The following is a 17104-nucleotide window of genomic DNA, read 5'->3' as shown; positions in this document are numbered from 1 at the left end:
GGTGTCTCCGGGGAAAGGGGAGTGGTGGTCATCGCGGGGCCAGCGGGTTGTCGACCTGGCCGTGCATGACGTCGAACTCGGCGTCGCGTTCGGCGCGCTCGTGGAAGCCGCCGCCCATGAGCTGCTCCCGGTTCAGCGCGACCCGGCCCACGCGCGGCGCCAGCAGGTCGAACCAGGCGAAGCGCTCGGCCAGTTCGGGGAAGCGCTCCTGGTAGGCCAGCACCTGCTCGCGGGCCAGCGCCCACAGCTGGTCGGGGTCCACCCCGAGCTGGCATCGGACGATGTCGGCGAGGAAACGCAGGTGACCGGCGCAGATCGCCGAGAGCACCGAGTGGGCCAGCTCGCCCGGTTCCCAGCGGTGCAGTTGGGCGCGTACGTGGTCGGGGATCTCGGCGTACTCGGGCAGGTCGAAGGGCAGGAGTTCGACGTCGGACCCGAAGTCCTTCAGCGCGATGCGGGCGGGCCGGTCGCGGTCGTCGAAGACCAGGACGACGTTCTCCCCGTGCGGGGTGAAGGAGGCGCCGTAGCGGTAGAGGTAGTGCAGCACCGGCGGGAACAGCGCGCCCAGGAAGCGGCGCAGCCACTCCACGGGCTCCAGCCCCGACCGCTGGACCAGCTCGGCGACCAGGGCGCGCCCGTCGGAGCCCTCCAGCAGCAGGCAGGCCATGGTGCGGGCCCGCTCGCCGGGGGCCAGGTGGCGGTGGATCGGCTCGCGCCAGATGGTGCCCAGCAGCTCGTGGAAGCGGTAGGGGGCCTGGGGCAGCCGGTCCAGGACCGGGTGGGGCACGGTCGCCGAGGCCCGTTCGGCGAGCATGATCACCCCGGTCTCGGCGAAGTAGGGGTCGCGCTCGGCCAGGGTTCGCAGCCAGGTGCTGGTGTGCGGGGCGCAGCCGGTCTGGGTGCCCGAGAGGCCGCGCCAGACCAGGGTGTTGCGGATCATCAGCGGCACCTTGACGTTGAGCCGGTCGGGCCGGTCCAGGTTCATCAGGGTGCGGATGGACTGGAAGGGGCGGTACCGGTCGCGGCTGGTTCCGAGCCGTACCAGGCGGCCCAGGGCGAGTTCGGCGGCGAAGAGCGGGGCGATGACCTCGTCCCACTGGAAGGGGTGCACGGGAAGCCACTGGTAGGTGTCGGGGTCGCCGCCCGCCTCGCGCACGCGCCGGGCGAACTCGGCGCGCTGGTCGTCGTCGAGTTCCTCCCGGAGCAGCCCCGGGCGGTCGGTGCCGGCCATGGACTGGAAGCGGGCCAGATCGGGGTGGACGGCGATCCACACCAGCTGGAAGGCACCGCGCGCCTCGGGGGTGTAGCGCTCGGCGTCAGCGGTCGAGAAGCCCAGACGGCCCTTGTTGACGAAGATGCAGGGGTGGCCGGTCTGGTAGCCCTCCAGGTCCTCGTAGGGCAGGTCGGCCAGGGCCCCCGCGTCGGGGACGGCCTGGAGCAGGCGGGCGTCGGCGGTGTGCGTGGCCAGCAGGTCGCGGACCACCTCGGCCAGGGAGTCACCGGGCAGCCCGACGGTCTTCTGGGCGTCGGTGACGAACAGGGTGGGGTCCCAGGCGTCCTCCTCCCCCTGGTCGGTGGTGCGGGTGAATGAGTCGGGGTCCACGTGCCAGGACCCGAACCCGCCCCGGCGCGCGGTGAAGGAGTAGGCGGCCCCGTCGTCCACGGCCAGGGTCCAGCGGTCGGAGCCCTCGCCCCGGGGCGTGATCATCTCCTCGTAGGCCATCTCGCCGACCATGTGGGCGAGCAGGCGGCGGCCCGCCCGGCGCCAGATGTCGGCGGTTGGGGGCGTTGCGGTCTCAGACATGCTGGTCCCTCTCCTCACGGGCCCGCGCGCTCGGCGCGGGAGGTGTCGGGTGTGACGGGTTGTGGTGCGATGACGGGTCGGCGGGGGCCGGGGCGGGGGCGTTCGTGCGGGGCGTGCCCGGCGCCGCGGGCAGCGCGATGAGCAGCAGCGAGAGTACGGCGAACAGCGCCGCGCCGGCCGCCAGCGGCAGTCCGAGTCCGGTGGCGGCCAGCCCGGTGGCCAGGACCGGGCTGAGCAGGGTGGCGCTGACGCGGACGGTTTCCACGGCCGCGAAGGCCGGGCCGCGTGCCCGTGTCACCGCGAACACCCGCAGGTCCAGGGCGACGTGCCCCAGGCCCAGGCCCGCGCCGAAGACCACCCGGCCCAGGGCGAGCAGGCCCAGCCCCGGTGCCAGGAACTGCACGAGCAGGCCCGCCGCCGCCAGCGCGCACGCGGCCGGGAGCAGGGCCCGCCCCAGCAGGGCGTGGGCCCGTCCCGCCAGGGGGAGCACCGCCAGGACGGTCAGCTGCGGGAGCAGGAACAGCCCGGCGGACAGGGCGGGGTCGACCCCCGTCTCCTCGGCGTACACGGTGAAGAAGGGGCGCACGACCAGGCGGGCGGTCTCGGCGGCCAGTACGGCGGCGCACACCGCCGCGAGCGCGGCCAGCGTCCGTCGGCCGGGTCGGGTGGAGGGCGCGGTCCCGGCCTCGGCGTCGAGGGCGGTCGGGGTTCCGGCCTCGGCCGAGGGAGTGGCGCGCCGGGGCAGGTGGCGGTGGCACAACACGGCCAGGGCCAGGTAGAGCAGCGCGCACGAGGCGATGCCCCACCGGGGGTCGGGCAGCGCCATGATCGCCGCGCCCAGGACCGTGGCCCCCACGATCCCGACGTTGATCACGTAGGCGTGGACCGTCACGTCACGCAGCCGGTCGCCGCCGCTGCCCACGAAGGCCGGGTAGGCCAGGGCGAAGGACATGGTGACCGCCACCTGGACGGCCGAGAGCACGGTGAAGGCGGTGAAGGTCGGCGAGAGCGCGATCGCCACCTCCAGCACGGCGGCGGCCACCAGACCCCAGGTGACCAGCGAGGCCATGGTCAGGCGGCGGGCCACCAGCCTCCACAACGGCATCGCGGCCAGGGCGGTGGCCCGGCACACCCAGATGTAGGTACCGGTCGCGGCCACGTCCGTGACGCCGAACAGACGCTCGAACAGCTGGGGGTAGAACGGGCTCAGCGCCACGTCCGAGACCACGTGCATGACGACGACGAGCAGGTACAGGCGGCGGAAGGAGGGGTTGTTCACCGTCCGGCCCCGGGCGCGGGCGCACCGAAGGAGGTGAAGGCGGTGCGTTCGGGCAGCCGGTGGACGGTGCGTCCGGCGATGCTGTTGAGGATGGTGGCCGCGCGCCAGGCGCCCAGCCCCAGGTCCGGTGCGCCGACGCCGTGCGTGTGCAGTTCGGCGTTCTGCACGTGGATGGGGGCCTCCAGGGCCGGGTCGGCCGACAGGCGCAGGTCGGCGCCGATGATCGGACGTCCGCGGTCATCGGTGTGCAGGAACTCGGCGACGGGCGCCAGGAAGTCGGGGTCGCGCTGGGCGTAGCCGGAGGCGGCCACGACGGCGTCGGTGCGCACGGTGAACTCGCGGTCCTGCTCGCGATGGACGAAGGTGAGCTCGTAGCCGTCCGCCGCGCGCCGGGCCGCCCGCAGTTCGCAGTGCGCGCGCAGGCTGGCCCCGGTGGGGGCGCCGGCGATGCCGCGTTCGTAGAGCACGTCGTGGATCTCGGAGATGGTGTCGGCGCTGATGCCCTTGTACAGCTGCCACTGCTCGGGCACGGTCCGGTCCTTGACCGGTTGGGGCAGGGCGTGGAAGTAGCGGGTGTAGTCCGGGGTGAAGTGTTCCAGGCCCAGCTTGGAGTACTCCATCGGGGCGAAGGCGGGCGAGCGGGTCAGCCAGTGCACCACGGTGTCGCGGTGCGCGGCCGAGCGCAGCAGGTCGAGGAAGACCTCGGCGCCGGACTGGCCGGATCCGATCACCGTGACGTCGTCGGCCCCGGCCAGCGCGGGGGCGCGGTCCAGGTAGTGGGCGGCGTGGAAGACCCGGTCGCCCTCCAGGGCGCGCAGGGGCTCGGGCAGGACCGGCTCGGTACCGATGCCCAGGACCAGGGCGCGGGTGCGCACGCTGGAGCGCCGGCCGTGGGCGTCGAGGTAGTCCACGGTGAGTACGCCGGAGTCGTGGCGCACGGCGCTGACGCGGGCGTCGAAGGTGCACGAGTCCAGGCTGTGGGCCACCCAGCGGCAGTAGTCGTCGTACTCGCGGCGGGGCACGTGGAAGTTCTCGGAGAAGTAGAACGGGAAGAGCCGGTCGTGTGCTCGCAGGTAGGACAGGAACGACCAGCGGCTGGTGGGGTCGACCAGGCTCACCAGGTCGGCGAGGAAGGGGACCTGGAGCCGGGCGCCCTCCAGGAGCAGGCCCGGGTGCCAGGAGAAGGAGGGCCGGGCTTCCAGGAAGTGCGCGGACAGGTCGGGGACGGCGTCGGCGAGGGCGGCCAGGGCCAGGTTGAACGGGCCCAGGCCCACGCCCACGAGGTCGTGCACGTGGCCGTCGCCGGGGGAGGGTGCACTGGTCAACGGGACTCCTGGAGGTGGGCCTGCTCGGCGTCGCCGGCGTCGGCGACCAGGGCGAGCAGCGCGGCGGTGTCGTCGGGGGTGGTGTCGGGGTTGAGCAGGGTGAGTTTGAGCCACACCCGGCCGTCGATGCGGGTGCGGCCCACGACGGCGCGGCCCTGCTCCAGCAGGCGGCGGCGGAGCCGGGCGTTGACCCGGTCGCCGTGTTCGGCCTCGCCCCCGGCCCGGTAGCGGAAGACCACCGTGGTCAGGGAGGGTTCTTGGGCCAGGTCGAGCCGGGGGTCGGCGGTGACCTGGGCCGCGGCGGAGCGGGCCAGGTCGTGGCAGGCCTCGACCATGGCGCCCAGCCCGTCCGTGCCCAGGGTCCGCAGGGTCACGGCGATCTTGAACACGTCGGCGCGGCGGGTGGTGCGCAGGGAGTAGCCGAGCAGGCTCGGGTAGCCGGACTCCTCGTCGTCGGTGGGGTTGAGGTAGTCCACCGAGCGGGACAGCGGGGCGAACAGGGCGCGCTCACGGGTGAGCAGCACACCTGCGGCGACCGGTTGCCAGCCGAGTTTGTGCAGGTCCATGCCGATCGAGTGGGCGTCCTCGATGCCGGTGAGCAGGTGGCGCAGGCGCCGGGAGAAGAGCAGGCCGCCTCCGTAGGCGGCGTCCACGTGCAGCCACACGTCGAACTCGCGGGCCAGGCGGGCGATCTCGGGCAGGGGGTCGATACCGCCCAGGTCGGTGGTTCCGGCGGTGGCCACGATCGCGACGGGCAGGTCGCCGTCGGCGCGTACGCGCTCCAGGGCCGAGCGCAGGTCCTCGACCCGCATCCGGTGCCGGTCGTCGACCTCGACGGGGACCACGGCGTCCTCGCCCAGGCCGAGCAGGGCGGCCGAACGCTGGACGGAGAAGTGGGCGGCGGCGCCGCACAGGATCCGGGGGCGCGCGGGGCCCGCCGCGCGCGCGACCCCGTGGCGGCCGGGGTCGGTGCCGGCGGCGCCCAGCGCGTGGTCGCGGGCCAGCAGCAGGGCGGTGAGGTTGGATTCGGTGCCGCCGGATGTGATCACACCGCCGGCCCCCGCGCCGTGGTAGCCGACGAGGTCGGCGAGCTCGGCGACGAGTTGGGTCTCCATCGCCGTCGCGGCGGGGGACTGGTCCCAGGAGTCCAGGGACTGGTTGAGGACCGAGGCGACGGTGTCGGCGGCCACGGCCACGGCCAGGGGCGGGCAGTGCAGGTGGGCGGCGCAGTGCGGGTGGGCGGGGTCGGCGGCCCCGGCGGTCAGGGCCCCGGTCAGGCGGGGCAGCGCGGCGGTGCCGGTGGCGGTCAGGGCGTCGCGGACCGCCTCGTCGACCTCGTGCGGGGTACTGGCCGGCAGGGGGCCGCCGCGTTCGGCGGTGGCCAGGGCCAGGGTTCGCATGGCGTCGTCGACCAGCGCCGCGACGGTGGCGGGACCCCGGGGTGCTCCGGCGAGGCGCGGGGGAGGGGGCGGTCCTTGGGGAGCGAGCGGGGTGTCTCCGGGGGTGGCCAAATCGGCACTGTGGGTGATCGGCATGGGCGCGTGGTACCTGGTTTCCGTGGGTCGGTTTCTCAGACGTTCAGCGGCAGGACCAGGCAGTGGTGGCGGCGCCAACCGGCGTGCGGGGCGAGGTCGCCCACCTGCCGCCAGCCGTTGCGCAGGAAGATCTCCAGCGCGTGGGTGTTGGTCTCGGCCACCAGGCCGGCCGCGCGTTCCTCCTCGCGTCCGCTCAGCAGGAAGGGGGCCATGCGCTCGGCCAGTCCGCTGCGCCGGTAGGGGGTGCGAATGAGGGCCTCGCACACGCCGAAGGTGCGCCCGGGCCATTCGCGTGCGAGGTCGTCCTCGACGTCCGGTGCCGGGGTGAAGCCGTCCCACCAGCCCGTGGTCGTGGGCAGCGTGTAGCCGTAGACGAACGCGGCCGGCTCCCCGTCGGCGTGGCAGGAGGTGAGGCGGAAGCCCGGGCGGGCCGCGCTGAAGGCCAGGCGTTCGCGGAAAGGCGGGTCGCTGTGGTCGGGCAGGTGCAGGGCGTGCGCGTAGACCTCCTCGTAGATCTCGACCCAGGGGTCGAGGTCGTTCAGGACGTCGGTGCCGGTGAGGTTGTCGATACGCCAGGCCGTGGTGTTCTGGGGGCGGGTCGCTGCGCTCGTCGGTGCGGTGGGCACGATGGTGCGGCCTCCTCGGTCATCGGCGCGCTGGGCGCCCGGGGGTGGGGGCGGGGTGGGACGAGGGGAACATCAGGGACAAAATAATTAGGCCAGGCTAACCTAACCATGTCAAGGTCGATGTGCCGCCTGAGATTCGGATCACACCGCCTCGGAGGAATCGACGCTCACCCTCGGCGCCGCCGGGTGGGCCAGGAACGCGGGCATCGCGAACTCGTGCCCGTAGGCGCCCGCGTTGGGAAAGACCAGCGTGTCGCCCGCGCGCAGCGCCTCCACGCGTACGTCCCGGGCCAGGACGTCCTCGGGCGTGCACAGCTCGCCCGAGATCGTCACCGACGCTCCGTCCACCCGGGGCCGGGGCATCCCCTCGGGCCACGACGGCTCCGCCACCACCGCGAAGTTGTGTCGGATCTCCCACGAGGTCGGTAGCTGGAAGTGGTTGATCCCGCCCCGCACGACCGCGAAGTCGAGGCCGTAGGCGGACTTGATGTCGGTCACGCGCGCCGCGTACCACCCCGCGGGGGCGGCGATCCACCTCCCGGGCTCGAAGACGACCTCCACACCCGGGTCGGGCAGCTCCGCCAGCGCCGCCCCGAACCCCTTGACGTCGAAGGCCTCCTCGTCATCCTCGAAGGGGACGCCGAGTCCGCCGCCCACGTCCACCACCCGCAGGTCCACCCCGTGCGCGTCCGCCGTCCGCCGGGCCCACTCCAGGCACCAGCGCACGTACGCGGCATGGGCGACGGCGTCGGTGTTGCCGCTCACCGCGTGCACGTGGAAGCCCGTCAGGTCCAGGCCGGGCAGGGAGAGGGCGGTACGCACCGCCCCGTCCACGAGGGGCTCGGGCAGCCCGAAGGGGGAGGGAGTGCCGCCCATGGCCAGTGCACCGCGCACCGGGACCCGCTCGGGGTTGACGCGCAGCGTCACCGGCAGCACCGTGCCCGCGGCCACGGCGGCCGCCGAGGCCCGGTACAGCTCCAGCTCGCTCTCGGCGTTGACGACCACCTCGGCGCCGCTCTCGGCCCGCAGGCGGGCCAGGCCGGCGAGCATCTCTGGGGACTTGCCCGGGCCGCTCACGGCGATCGGACGGCCGCGGTGGCCGCCGGCGCTGTCCCGCAGGTGCGTCAGGGCGGAGCTGGCCTCGTGCAGGGACGCGGTCTCGAAACCGTCGACCGCCTCGGCCAGGTGCGCCAGGACCTCACCGAAGCCGTTGGACTTGACCGCGAAGTACACCCGTGCCCAGTCGGGCAGCGCACCGCGCAGCTCACGGGCCCGGGACGTCGCCAGGGCGGGGTCGTAGACGTAGCCCGACCCGGGGTCGGCGGCCAGGCTCCGGGCCGCCTCGCGGACGGCCCGGGGGATTCGCTCGGGGGCCAGGGCCGGGGTGTGGTCGAAGGAGCGGGGCGGTTCCATGTGTTCCCTCCGGGTTGGTGGTCCCGCCGTGCCGCCTGCGCGGCGCACGGCAGGGCGAGGGCCCGCGCGGCTGCTGCCGCACGGGCCCGGGTCGGCCCGCTCGGGGCCGGTCGCTGTCACGGCCCGACGCGTGCGGTCGGGACCGGCCTCAGCGCTGGGCGTCGACGCCGAAGATCTCGGCGATGTCGTCCAGGGTCTCGTGGGCGGCGATCAGGCCCACGCCCGAGATCCAGTAACCGTCGTCGACCTCGGTGATCTCGCCCTCCAGCTCGCTCCACAGCGGGCTGGACTGGTACTCCTCCTTGGACTCCTGGACGCCGTCGGCGCCGCCGTCGTCGTAGGTGGCCACGAACACGTGGTCGGCGTCCAGGTCGAGCAGGCGCTCCTGGCTGTGGTAGGTGATGATCTCGTCGGTCTCGGTGTCCACGCCGGGGCCGGGCTCCAGGCCCACGTCCTCCAGGATCACGCCCACGTAGGACGTGGGGGTGTACAGGCGCACACCCTCCTCGTCGCCGGCGAAGCGGGCCACCGACACGGTCGGGGCCTCGCCGCCGTTGGACTCGACGATCTCCTCGCCGATCGCGGCGGCGCGCTCCTCGTACTCGGTGAGCAGCTCCTCGGCCCGGTCCTCGGCGTTCAGGGCCCGGGCGGTCAGACGCAGGTTGTCCTTCCAGATCGCACCGGTGGTCTCGGACATGACCGTGGGCGCGATCTCGGTGAACTGGCCGTAGCCGTCGCCGTGGCGGACCTCGGCGGACAGGATCAGGTCGGGTTCGGTGGCGGCCACCAGCTCCGGGTCCAGGTCCCACAGCAGCCCCACGGGCTGGGCGTCGTCGGAGGTGCCGGTGTTCCACTCGCTGTCGCGGAGGTAGGCCGGCAGCTCGGTGACGTCCTCGGAGAACGTGGTGAAGCCCACGACGTTGCCGCCCAGGGCCAGGGTGGAGTCCACGAAGGCGGCGTCCAGCGGCAGCACGCGCTCCGGCGGCGCCGGGATCTCGGTCTCGCCCATCTGGTGCTCGACCGTCATCGGGTAGCCCTCGGCGGACTCACCCCCGGTCCCGTCGGAGGTGTCCTCGGCCGGGCCGCTCGCCCCGCAGGCGGTGAGCAGGGCGACGGCCGCGGCCGTCGCGACGGTGGGCAGGCCCGCACGGCGCAGCGGGGTCCAGGCGTTCATTCTCAGGTACTCCATCGGTTAGGGGACGATCTGGGGCATGCGAGCAGCGGGGGACATACCCCGGATGTGTAGTTCCTGGTTGGGACGTGGCAAACTTAGATCATCAAAGTGTGGCTAGGCAAACCTAACTAAGGTTGACCTGGCCTTCGTCATGATGGGAGACCTCGGTGCACGACACCAGCGGGCCGCCCCCGAGCCCCGTGGCGGCCCCCGCCCCGGACGCCTCCGACCTGCGCGGGGGCGTGCTCGGAGCCCGACGCGCACGTCGCCTCGCCGGGCTGGCGGCCCTGACGCTCGCTCTGGGAGCGGTCGTGGCCGCCAGCGTCCTGGTGGGCGCCCGCGCCCTGGACCCCGTAACCGTGTGGCAGGCGCTCGCCGGGACCGCCGACCGCGAGGCCGACATCATCGTCCACCAGATCCGGCTGCCCCGCACCGCCCTGGGCGTGCTCGCCGGGATCAGCCTGGGACTGGGCGGCGCGCTCATGCAGGGCCACACCCGCAACCCCCTCGGCGACCCCAGCATCCTCGGCGTCACCTTCGGGGCCGCCCTGGCGGTCGTCCTGGGCATCGCGCTGGCCGGCATCACCGCAGTCCAGGCCCAGTCCGCGCTCGCCTTCGGCGGTGCCGCACTCGCCGCCGTCGTCGTCTACGCCATCGGCTCCGTCCCCGGACGCGGACCCACACCCATCACCCTGGCCCTGGCCGGGACCGCCGTCAGCTGGCTGTGCTACTCCGTGGTCTCGGGGGTGGTCCTGCTGGACCAGGCCACCATGGACAACTTCCGGTTCTGGCGGGTGGGCTCCCTCGTGGGCCGCGACCCCGACATCATCCCCCAACTGCTGCCCTTCGTGATCGCAGGCGTCCTCCTGGCCCTGTCCAACGCCGGCGCACTCAACGCCCTGGCCCTGGGCGAGGACACCGCACGCGCCCTGGGACACCGGGTGGGCCGGGCCCGCCTGACAGGGCTGGTCGCCATCACCCTGCTCACCGGCGCCACCGTGGCCGCCTGCGGGCCGATCGCCTTCGTCGGCCTCATCGTGCCGCACGTGGCCCGGGCCGTCGCCGGCTCCGACCACCGGTGGCTGCTGCCCTACTCGGCCCTGATGGGCGCGGTCCTGCTGCTGACCGCCGACGTGCTCGGCCGCTTCCTCGCCCCGCCGGGCGAACTCCAGGTCGGTGTGGTCCTCGCCCTGATCGGTGCCCCCTTCTTCATCTACGTCGTCCGCCGCCGGAGGCTGCTCTCCCTATGACCTCCACCCTCACCCCCACCGACGGCCGCGAGCGCGCCCTGGCCCGTCTGGCACTGCGGTACCGGGTCCTGCGCCTGGGACCCGTGGCGCTCCCGTGGCGGCCGCGCCCGGTCCTGGCCGGCGCCGTGACGACACTGGTCATGGCCGTGCTGGTGTGGCTCAACCTCATGATCGGGGAGACCGTCCTGACACCCGGCCAGGTGTGGGCGCACATCATCGGCACCGACTACGAGCACTACTTCACCCTCTGGCGGGTGCGGATGCCCCGTGTGGTGGTCGGTCTGCTGGCCGGAGCCGCCCTGGCCGCGGCCGGAGCCGTCACCCAGACCATCATGCGCAATCCCCTGGCCAGCCCCGACCTGCTCGGTGTCACCCACGGAGCCAGCGCCGGCGTGGTCGCGGTCCTGGCGTTCGGCGGCAGCTACGGCATCGTCAGCGGCACCACGGCCTCCTTCGGCATCCCCGCCGTCGCCCTCGTGAGCGGACTGGCCTCCGGCCTGCTCTGCTACGCCCTGGCCCGGCGCGGCGGCGTCGACGGTTACCGGCTGCTGCTGGTGGGCGTGGGCATGTCGGCGGTCCTGATGAACATCACCCTGTGGATGCTCACCCTCGGCGAGGTCACCGACACCGGCCGTGCCATGGTGTGGATCGCGGGCAGCCTGACCATGCGGACCTGGACCAACGCCCTGCCCACCGCCCTGGCCCTGGCCGTGCTGCTGCCGCTGGCCCTGGTGGCCGCGCGCACCCTGGACACGCTCTCCTACAGCGACGACGTGGCCCGGGGCCTGGGCCTGCCCCTGGAACGGGCCCGCACCTCGATGCTGGTGCTGGCCGTGCTGCTGGCCGCCTTCGGAACCTCGGCCGCCGGGCCGATCCTGTTCGTCTCCCTGGCCTGCCCGCAGATCGCCCTGCGCCTGGCCCGCGCACCCAGGCCGCCGGTCCTGCTCTCCGCCCTGGTAGGGGCCGCACTGACCTGCGGCGCCGACCTCATCGCCCGCAACCTGCTGACCAACATCCAGCTCCCGGTCGGTGTGGTCACCGGCTGCCTGGGCGCCCTCTACCTCATCTACCTGCTCGTCCGCGGCAACCGAAAGGCCCAAGCGTGACCACTTCACCCAGTACAGCCGCTCAGGCCCAGGTCCCCGCCACCGAGCGCGCCCCCTCCCGGCTGAGCGCCCGTGGCCTCACCCTGGCCTACGACGACCACACCGTCGTCGACGGCCTGGACGCCGACATCGTCGAGGGCACCATCACCTGCGTGATCGGTCCCAACGGTTGCGGGAAATCCACCATGCTGCGCGCCCTGGGCCGCCTCATGCGCCCGAAGTCGGGCGTGGTCGAGCTCGACGGTCGCGACATCCACCGGGTGCCCACCCGCGAGGTGGCGCAGGTGCTGGGGGTTCTTCCGCAGCAGCCGGTCGCCCCGGACGGCCTCACCGTCGCCGACCTGGTCGCCCGGGGCCGCCACCCGTCCCAGCGGTGGTACCGGCAGTGGTCGGGCGACGACCACCAGGCGGTCTCCCGGGCCCTCGAACAGACCGGCCTGCTGGAACTGGCCGACACCCCGATCCAGGAACTGTCCGGAGGCCAGCGTCAGCGCGCGTGGATCTCGATGGTCCTGGCCCAGGGCACGGACCTGCTGCTGCTGGACGAACCCACCACGTTCCTGGACCTGGTGCACCAGGTCGACGTCCTGGACCTGGTTCAGGAACTGCACCGGCAGGGCGGGCGGACGATCGTGATGGTGCTGCACGACCTGAACCTGGCCGCGCGCTACGCCGACACCGTCATCACCATGCGCGAGGGCCGGGTGGTGGCCAGCGGGAGCCCCGCCGAGGTGCTCACCCCCGAGCTCCTGCGGCAGGCCTTCGACCTGGAGGCCGTGGTCACCGAGGACCCGGTCACCGGCGGTCCGCTCATCGTCCCCGTCGGCCGCAGCACGGGAGCCGTATGACCGTCCGGACGGTCCGCGACAAGGCGCTCTGCTACGTCGTCCGTGCGGGACGGCTGCTGGTGTTCCGCCACGTCGACCACCCGCCGGAGGAAGTCGGGCTGCAGGTCCCGGGCGGCGGTGTGCGCCCGGGCGAATCCCCGGAGGCGGCGGCCCTGCGGGAGGCCCGGGAGGAGATTGGACTGGAGGGTCTGCGCGTGGTGCGCGCGCTGGGGACCGCCGAGTACGACCTCGCCCCGTACCGGTTCGAGCTCCAGCGCCGACACTTCTTCCTGCTGGCGGTGGAGGGACCGGTGCCGCAGCGCTGGTTCTCCGCCGAGGACAACGACGGGGTCGGGGGGCCGGCCCGGTTCGAGTGCTTCTGGCTCCCGCTGGAGTCCGCACACGTGCTGCAGTCCGGTCAGGGAGCCCTGCTGGGGAGAATGTACGACTGAGGCCCGGGGTTGCTCGGAACGCGACCCGCCGGGGCGAGGCTCGTGGACGGGGGCCCGTAGGTGGTCGAGGATCAGCGTAGGGTCACACGTTGAGTGTTCGTACGACTGTGCGGAGTGAGCACCCCCGACATGTGGGGGGAGTTGTAGGTGCGTTCACCCGGGTTTCACCGGAGCGTGTGAAACCTCAGCCAAGGTCGTGAGCGACCAGGCAGGAGACCTCCTGCACGATCGCCTCCGCACCCCGGGCGGAGCCCCGCAGCTCCTCCCGGGGCGTGTGAGCGGTCACGATCCCCAAGGAGTAACGCGTGCCCGAATCCGCGACCCCGCGCCGTCGGCTTCCCCTCCTCGATCTCGTGGGCGGCGGCAGATCCCGCGCGACGTGCCACTACCGCTGCGGCGACGCCTGCTTCCACCCCGCGCCCAACACCAGCTCCAACTCCTACTTCGGTGACATCTTCCAGGGCGTCCTCTCCCGCCGCTCCGCGCTGCGCGCCGGCGCGGTGACCGCCGGGGTCAGCGCCTTCGGCCTGGCCTCCCTCACCTCGGCGGCGGCCGATCGCGGCCCGAACCGCCCCCACCCCGCGCCCCGCCTCACCTTCAAGAGCGTGCTGCCCAACAACGACGACGCGCTCACCGTGCCCAAGCACTACGAGCAGCACGTCATCATCCGCTGGGGCGACCCCGTCCTGCCCGGCGCACCCGAGTTCGACGTCAACGCCCAGACCGCCGAGGCCCAGGCCCAGCAGTTCGGCTACAACTGCGACTATGTCGGCTTCCACCAGCTCGACGACGACCACGGCCTGCTCTGGGTGAACCACGAGTACACCAACGAGAGCATCATGTTCGCGGGCTGGAACGGCGGAGCCGACGCCGACCCCGAGCAGACCCGCATCGCCATGGCCGCGCACGGCGGCTCCCTGGTCGAGCTCGAGCGCGTCGGCAGGACCGGCCAGTGGAAGCTGTCGGAGGGCGAGCGTTCCTTCAACCGCCGCGTCCACACCTCCACCCCCATGACCCTCTCGGGCCCCGCCGCCGGCAGCGACCTGCTCAGGACCGAGGCCGACCCCACGGGCACCGAGGTCCTGGGCATGCTCAACAACTGCGCGGGCGGGATGACCCCCTGGGGCACCTTCCTCAGCGGGGAGGAGAACTTCCACCAGTACTTCAGCAACGCGCCCGGCACCGCCGAGACCAACCGCTACGGGCTCAGCACCCGTGCCTCCAGCCGCCGCTGGGACCTGGTCGACGAGCGCTTCGACCTGTCCAAGCACCCCAACGAGGCCAACCGTTTCGGCTACGTCGTCGAGATCGACCCCCTCGACCCCCAGGCCAAGCCGGTCAAGCGCACCATGCTGGGCCGCTTCAAGCACGAGGGCGCCAACACCATCCTGGCCGCCGACGGGCGGGTCGTGGTGTACCTGGGCGACGACGAGCGCTTCGACTACATGTACAAGTTCGTCAGTGACGGCCGGTACGTCGAGGGTTCGCGCCGCCAGAACCTGACGCTGCTGGACTCGGGCACGCTCTACGTCGCCAGGCTCACCGGCAACAGCCCCGCCGAGGAGATCGACGGCTCCGGCGCCCTGCCCGCCGACGGGGAGTTCGACGGCTCCGGCGAGTGGATCGCCCTGTGCAACTCCACCGAGAGCTTCGTCGAAGGCTTCAGCGTCGAGGAGGTGCTGGTCCACACCCGGCTGGCGGCCGACGCCGCGGGCGCCACCAAGATGGACCGCCCCGAGGACTTCGAGCCCAGCCCGGTCACCGGCAAGGTCTACTGCGCCCTGACCAACAACTCCGCCCGTGAGCCGGGTCAGGCCGACGAGCCCAACCCGCGCGGCCCCAACCGCTACGGCCACATCCTGGAGATCATCGAGGACGGCGAGGACAACGCCGCCACGTCCTTCGGCTGGAACGTGCCGCTGGTGTGCGGTGACCCCGAGGACGACGACACCTACTACGCGGGCTTCGACAAGTCCAAGGTGATGCCGATCTCGGCGCCGGACAACCTGGCCTTCGACAAGCACGGCAACCTGTGGATCTCCACCGACGGCCAGCCCGGCTCGCTGGGCACGGCCGACGCCCTGCACGTCATGCCGGTCGAGGGCCGCTTCCGCGGCGAGCTCAAGACCTTCGCCACGGTGCCGGTGCGCGCGGAGGCCTGCGGCCCCTTCATCAGCGAGGACAACAAGACCGTCTTCCTCGCGCCGCAGCACCCGGGCGACAACGGCACCTTCGAGTCGCCGACCAGCACCTGGCCCGACGGCGACTTCCCCCGCCCGTCCGTGGCGTGCATCTGGCACCAGGCCGGCCGCGACGTCGGCCAGTGAACCGGCCGCGACAGCGGTGATCCGGACCCGGCCGGGCCCCGCGGGCCCGGCGCAGGCCACCGGCCCCGGTCCTCTCCGTCGTGGGGGAGGGACCGGGGCCGGTCCTCTTCCCGCCCCCGGGGACGAGGGACCGGGGGCGCTAGAGGGTCCGCTCGAAGCACAGGGAGCCGGGGGAGTCCGCGTAGGCGCCGAAGGCGGGCACGGGTGTGTAGCCGGAACGGGTGTAGAAGCGCACCGCATCGGGCTGGCGGTCACCGGTCTCCAATCGGAGGCACTTCCACCCCTGATCGCGCGCCCACCCCTCCAGGGCGTCCAACAACATCCCCGCCGCCCCCGAACCGCGGTGCTCGGGCAGAACGTACATGCGTTTGACCTCACCGGCTCCCTCGCCGAGGTCACGTAGGCCGCCGCAGCCCACGGCCCTGCCGGCGCCGTCGCGCACCACCGCGAACACGGCGATGTCGGCGGCGGAGGGCGGGGTCCCGGGTTCGGAGTCGGGGGTGCCGTACCGTTCGGCGATCTCCCGCCGCTGACCGGAGCGCAGCGCGGCGGCATCGGGGTCGTCCCAGGGGACCAGTTCGACGTTCACGGCACGAAGGTGCCGCAGCGGTGTTTCCAGGATGTCAAGAACTCGTTTCGGGGGCGGAACCAAGCGTTCGCATCGCTCCGGAGCCCGTGGTGGAGGGCTCAGCCCCGCGGGTCGGCGAGGGCCTCGCGCATCACCCGGAACTTCGACTCGGTCTCGGCGGCCTCCTCGGCGGGGTCCGAACCGGCCACGATCCCCCCGCCGGCGTACAGGCGCGCGCTTGAGCCGTCCACGTGGGCGCAGCGCAGCGCGATCCCCCATTCGGAGTTGCCCGCGCCGTCCAGCCAGCCGACCGGCCCGGTGTAACCGCCCCGGTCCATCCCCTCGACCTCACCGATCAGCCGCATCGCCGTTTCGGTGGGGGTCCCGCCCACGGCTGCGGTGGGGTGCAGGGCCGCCACCGCGTCCAGTGCCGAGACCCCGGGCGCGAGCCGGGCGTGGACGCGGGTGGCCAGGTGCTGGACGTTGGCGAGTCCGAGCAGGTGCGGCCAGGCGGGGACGGCCAGCTCCGCGGCGAGCGGTTCCAGCGCGGTACGCAGCGAGTCCACCGCCAGCCCGTGTTCCTCGACGTCCTTGGCCGATGCCATCATCTCCTGGCCCAGGCGCCGGTCGGACTCGGCGTCCTCACCGCGAGGGCGGGTCCCGGCCAGCACCAGCGAGGTGAGCTGGTCGCCCTCACGGCGCAGCAGCAACTCGGGGGTGGCCCCGACCATGCCGGCGACGGAGAAGGTGAAGCAGGACGGGAACCGGTTGCGCAGCCGCTCCAACAGGACTCGCACGTCCACGGGGGACTGCGCCCGGGCGATGGCGTCCCGGGCGAGTACGGCCTTCTCCAGTTCCCCGGCCCGGATGCGCCCTACGGTCCCTGCGACCGCGTCCATCCACTCCTGGCGGGTCAGTGAACCGGGCCGCCACTCCAGGGGCCCGACCGGGCGCGGCTCGGTGGCGGGACGCAGCAGCTCCTCGGGGTGCTCGCCGGGTTCGTCGGCGACGGTGGTCAGCCAGGCGCGGTCGCCCCGGCGGCCCACGAGTACCCGGGGCACGACGAGTGCCGATCCCGGGGAGGTGGGGGCGAAGGTGAAGGTGCCGAAGGTGACCAGGCCGGTGCCGGGCAGGCCCACCTCGTCCTCGACCTCGGCGTGCTCCAGCAGCCCGGCGAACCAGCGGGCCGCCTGGGCGATACGGGAGTTGTCGGTGGGGGCAGTCCCGGCGGGGGCCGCCTCGGGCTCCAACCGCGCCGCCTCGCCCCAACCCACGATCCCGTCGTCCCCGGACAACCAGGCCAGGGCCGCTCCCTCGGGCAGCCGACGGACGAGGCTGTCGGCGCGGTCGCGCAGGGGGACGGTGCGGACGAACAGTTTCGGTGGGCTCAGCACGGCGTTCACAGCAGCAGAGTCTAA

14 protein-coding genes are annotated in these 17104 nt (G+C 73.1%); 5 read left to right on the top strand and 9 right to left on the bottom strand.

Features of this window, described 5'->3' with window-relative positions; all coding sequences use genetic code 11:
* Positions 1-28: 28 nt before the first annotated feature.
* The 7 genes from ACUKCB_RS09310 to ACUKCB_RS09280 all read right to left on the bottom strand — a co-directional run bounded on the left by ACUKCB_RS09310 (position 29) and on the right by ACUKCB_RS09280 (position 9156).
* A complete protein-coding gene (locus ACUKCB_RS09310; protein WP_473040120.1) occupies positions 29-1804 on the bottom strand; it encodes an IucA/IucC family protein in 1776 nt (591 codons plus the stop codon).
* A complete protein-coding gene (locus ACUKCB_RS09305; RefSeq protein ID WP_473040119.1) occupies positions 1797-3083 on the bottom strand; it encodes a hypothetical protein in 1287 nt (428 codons plus the stop codon). The genes ACUKCB_RS09310 and ACUKCB_RS09305 overlap by 8 nt, the downstream gene beginning before the upstream one ends.
* Positions 3080-4408 carry a lysine N(6)-hydroxylase/L-ornithine N(5)-oxygenase family protein gene (locus tag ACUKCB_RS09300; RefSeq protein WP_473040118.1) on the bottom strand — a complete coding sequence of 443 codons (1329 nt, stop codon included), beginning with the start codon at positions 4406-4408 and terminating at the stop codon, positions 3080-3082. Before ACUKCB_RS09300 ends, ACUKCB_RS09305 begins: the two co-directional genes overlap by 4 nt.
* Positions 4405-5943 carry a pyridoxal phosphate-dependent decarboxylase family protein gene (locus tag ACUKCB_RS09295; protein WP_473040117.1) on the bottom strand — a complete coding sequence of 513 codons (1539 nt, stop codon included), beginning with the start codon at positions 5941-5943 and terminating at the stop codon, positions 4405-4407. The genes ACUKCB_RS09300 and ACUKCB_RS09295 overlap by 4 nt, the downstream gene beginning before the upstream one ends.
* Positions 5944-5978: 35 nt before the next feature.
* On the bottom strand, positions 5979-6569 hold the full coding sequence (locus ACUKCB_RS09290) for a GNAT family N-acetyltransferase (RefSeq protein WP_473040116.1): 591 nt from the start codon (positions 6567-6569) through the stop codon (positions 5979-5981).
* A 141-nt stretch (positions 6570-6710) separates the two neighbouring features.
* The gene (locus tag ACUKCB_RS09285) at positions 6711-7982 is read right to left on the bottom strand and encodes a type III PLP-dependent enzyme domain-containing protein (RefSeq protein ID WP_473040115.1); all 1272 of its coding nucleotides are present in this window, start codon (positions 7980-7982) and stop codon (positions 6711-6713) included.
* Between the two features lie 148 nt (positions 7983-8130).
* Complete coding sequence (locus ACUKCB_RS09280) at positions 8131-9156, bottom strand: ABC transporter substrate-binding protein (protein WP_473040114.1); 1026 nt, start codon at positions 9154-9156, stop codon at positions 8131-8133.
* Positions 9157-9323: 167 nt separating this feature from the next.
* Between ACUKCB_RS09280 and ACUKCB_RS09275 the strand changes: the two genes are divergently transcribed.
* The 5 genes from ACUKCB_RS09275 to ACUKCB_RS09255 all read left to right on the top strand — a co-directional run bounded on the left by ACUKCB_RS09275 (position 9324) and on the right by ACUKCB_RS09255 (position 15118).
* Positions 9324-10406, top strand: a complete 1083-nt coding sequence (locus ACUKCB_RS09275; RefSeq protein WP_473040113.1) for a FecCD family ABC transporter permease — start codon at positions 9324-9326, stop codon at positions 10404-10406.
* Positions 10403-11512 (top strand): FecCD family ABC transporter permease, encoded by a 1110-nt coding sequence (locus tag ACUKCB_RS09270; RefSeq protein ID WP_473040112.1) that lies wholly within the window; start codon positions 10403-10405, stop codon positions 11510-11512. The genes ACUKCB_RS09275 and ACUKCB_RS09270 overlap by 4 nt, the downstream gene beginning before the upstream one ends.
* Positions 11509-12360, top strand: coding sequence for an ABC transporter ATP-binding protein (locus tag ACUKCB_RS09265; RefSeq protein ID WP_473040111.1), 852 nt, complete (start codon positions 11509-11511; stop codon positions 12358-12360). Before ACUKCB_RS09270 ends, ACUKCB_RS09265 begins: the two co-directional genes overlap by 4 nt.
* The gene (locus ACUKCB_RS09260) at positions 12357-12791 is read left to right on the top strand and encodes an NUDIX hydrolase (RefSeq protein WP_473040110.1); all 435 of its coding nucleotides are present in this window, start codon (positions 12357-12359) and stop codon (positions 12789-12791) included. Before ACUKCB_RS09265 ends, ACUKCB_RS09260 begins: the two co-directional genes overlap by 4 nt.
* A gap of 305 nt (positions 12792-13096) precedes the next feature.
* A complete protein-coding gene (locus ACUKCB_RS09255; protein ID WP_473040109.1) occupies positions 13097-15118 on the top strand; it encodes a PhoX family protein in 2022 nt (673 codons plus the stop codon).
* A 139-nt stretch (positions 15119-15257) separates the two neighbouring features.
* On the opposite strand, the gene ACUKCB_RS09250 is transcribed toward ACUKCB_RS09255, so the two are convergent.
* Both ACUKCB_RS09250 and ACUKCB_RS09245 read right to left on the bottom strand, forming a co-directional pair.
* A complete protein-coding gene (locus ACUKCB_RS09250; protein WP_473040108.1) occupies positions 15258-15707 on the bottom strand; it encodes a GNAT family N-acetyltransferase in 450 nt (149 codons plus the stop codon).
* Positions 15708-15805: 98 nt separating this feature from the next.
* Positions 15806-17089: an isochorismate synthase gene (locus ACUKCB_RS09245; protein ID WP_473040107.1), complete on the bottom strand. Its 1284-nt coding sequence runs from the start codon at positions 17087-17089 to the stop codon at positions 15806-15808.
* Positions 17090-17104: the final 15 nt, after the last annotated feature.

The organism is Nocardiopsis moroccensis (assembly GCF_055763695.1).
Note: the sequence above shows the minus strand (reverse complement) of the source record. Positions and strands in the feature narration are given on the sequence as shown.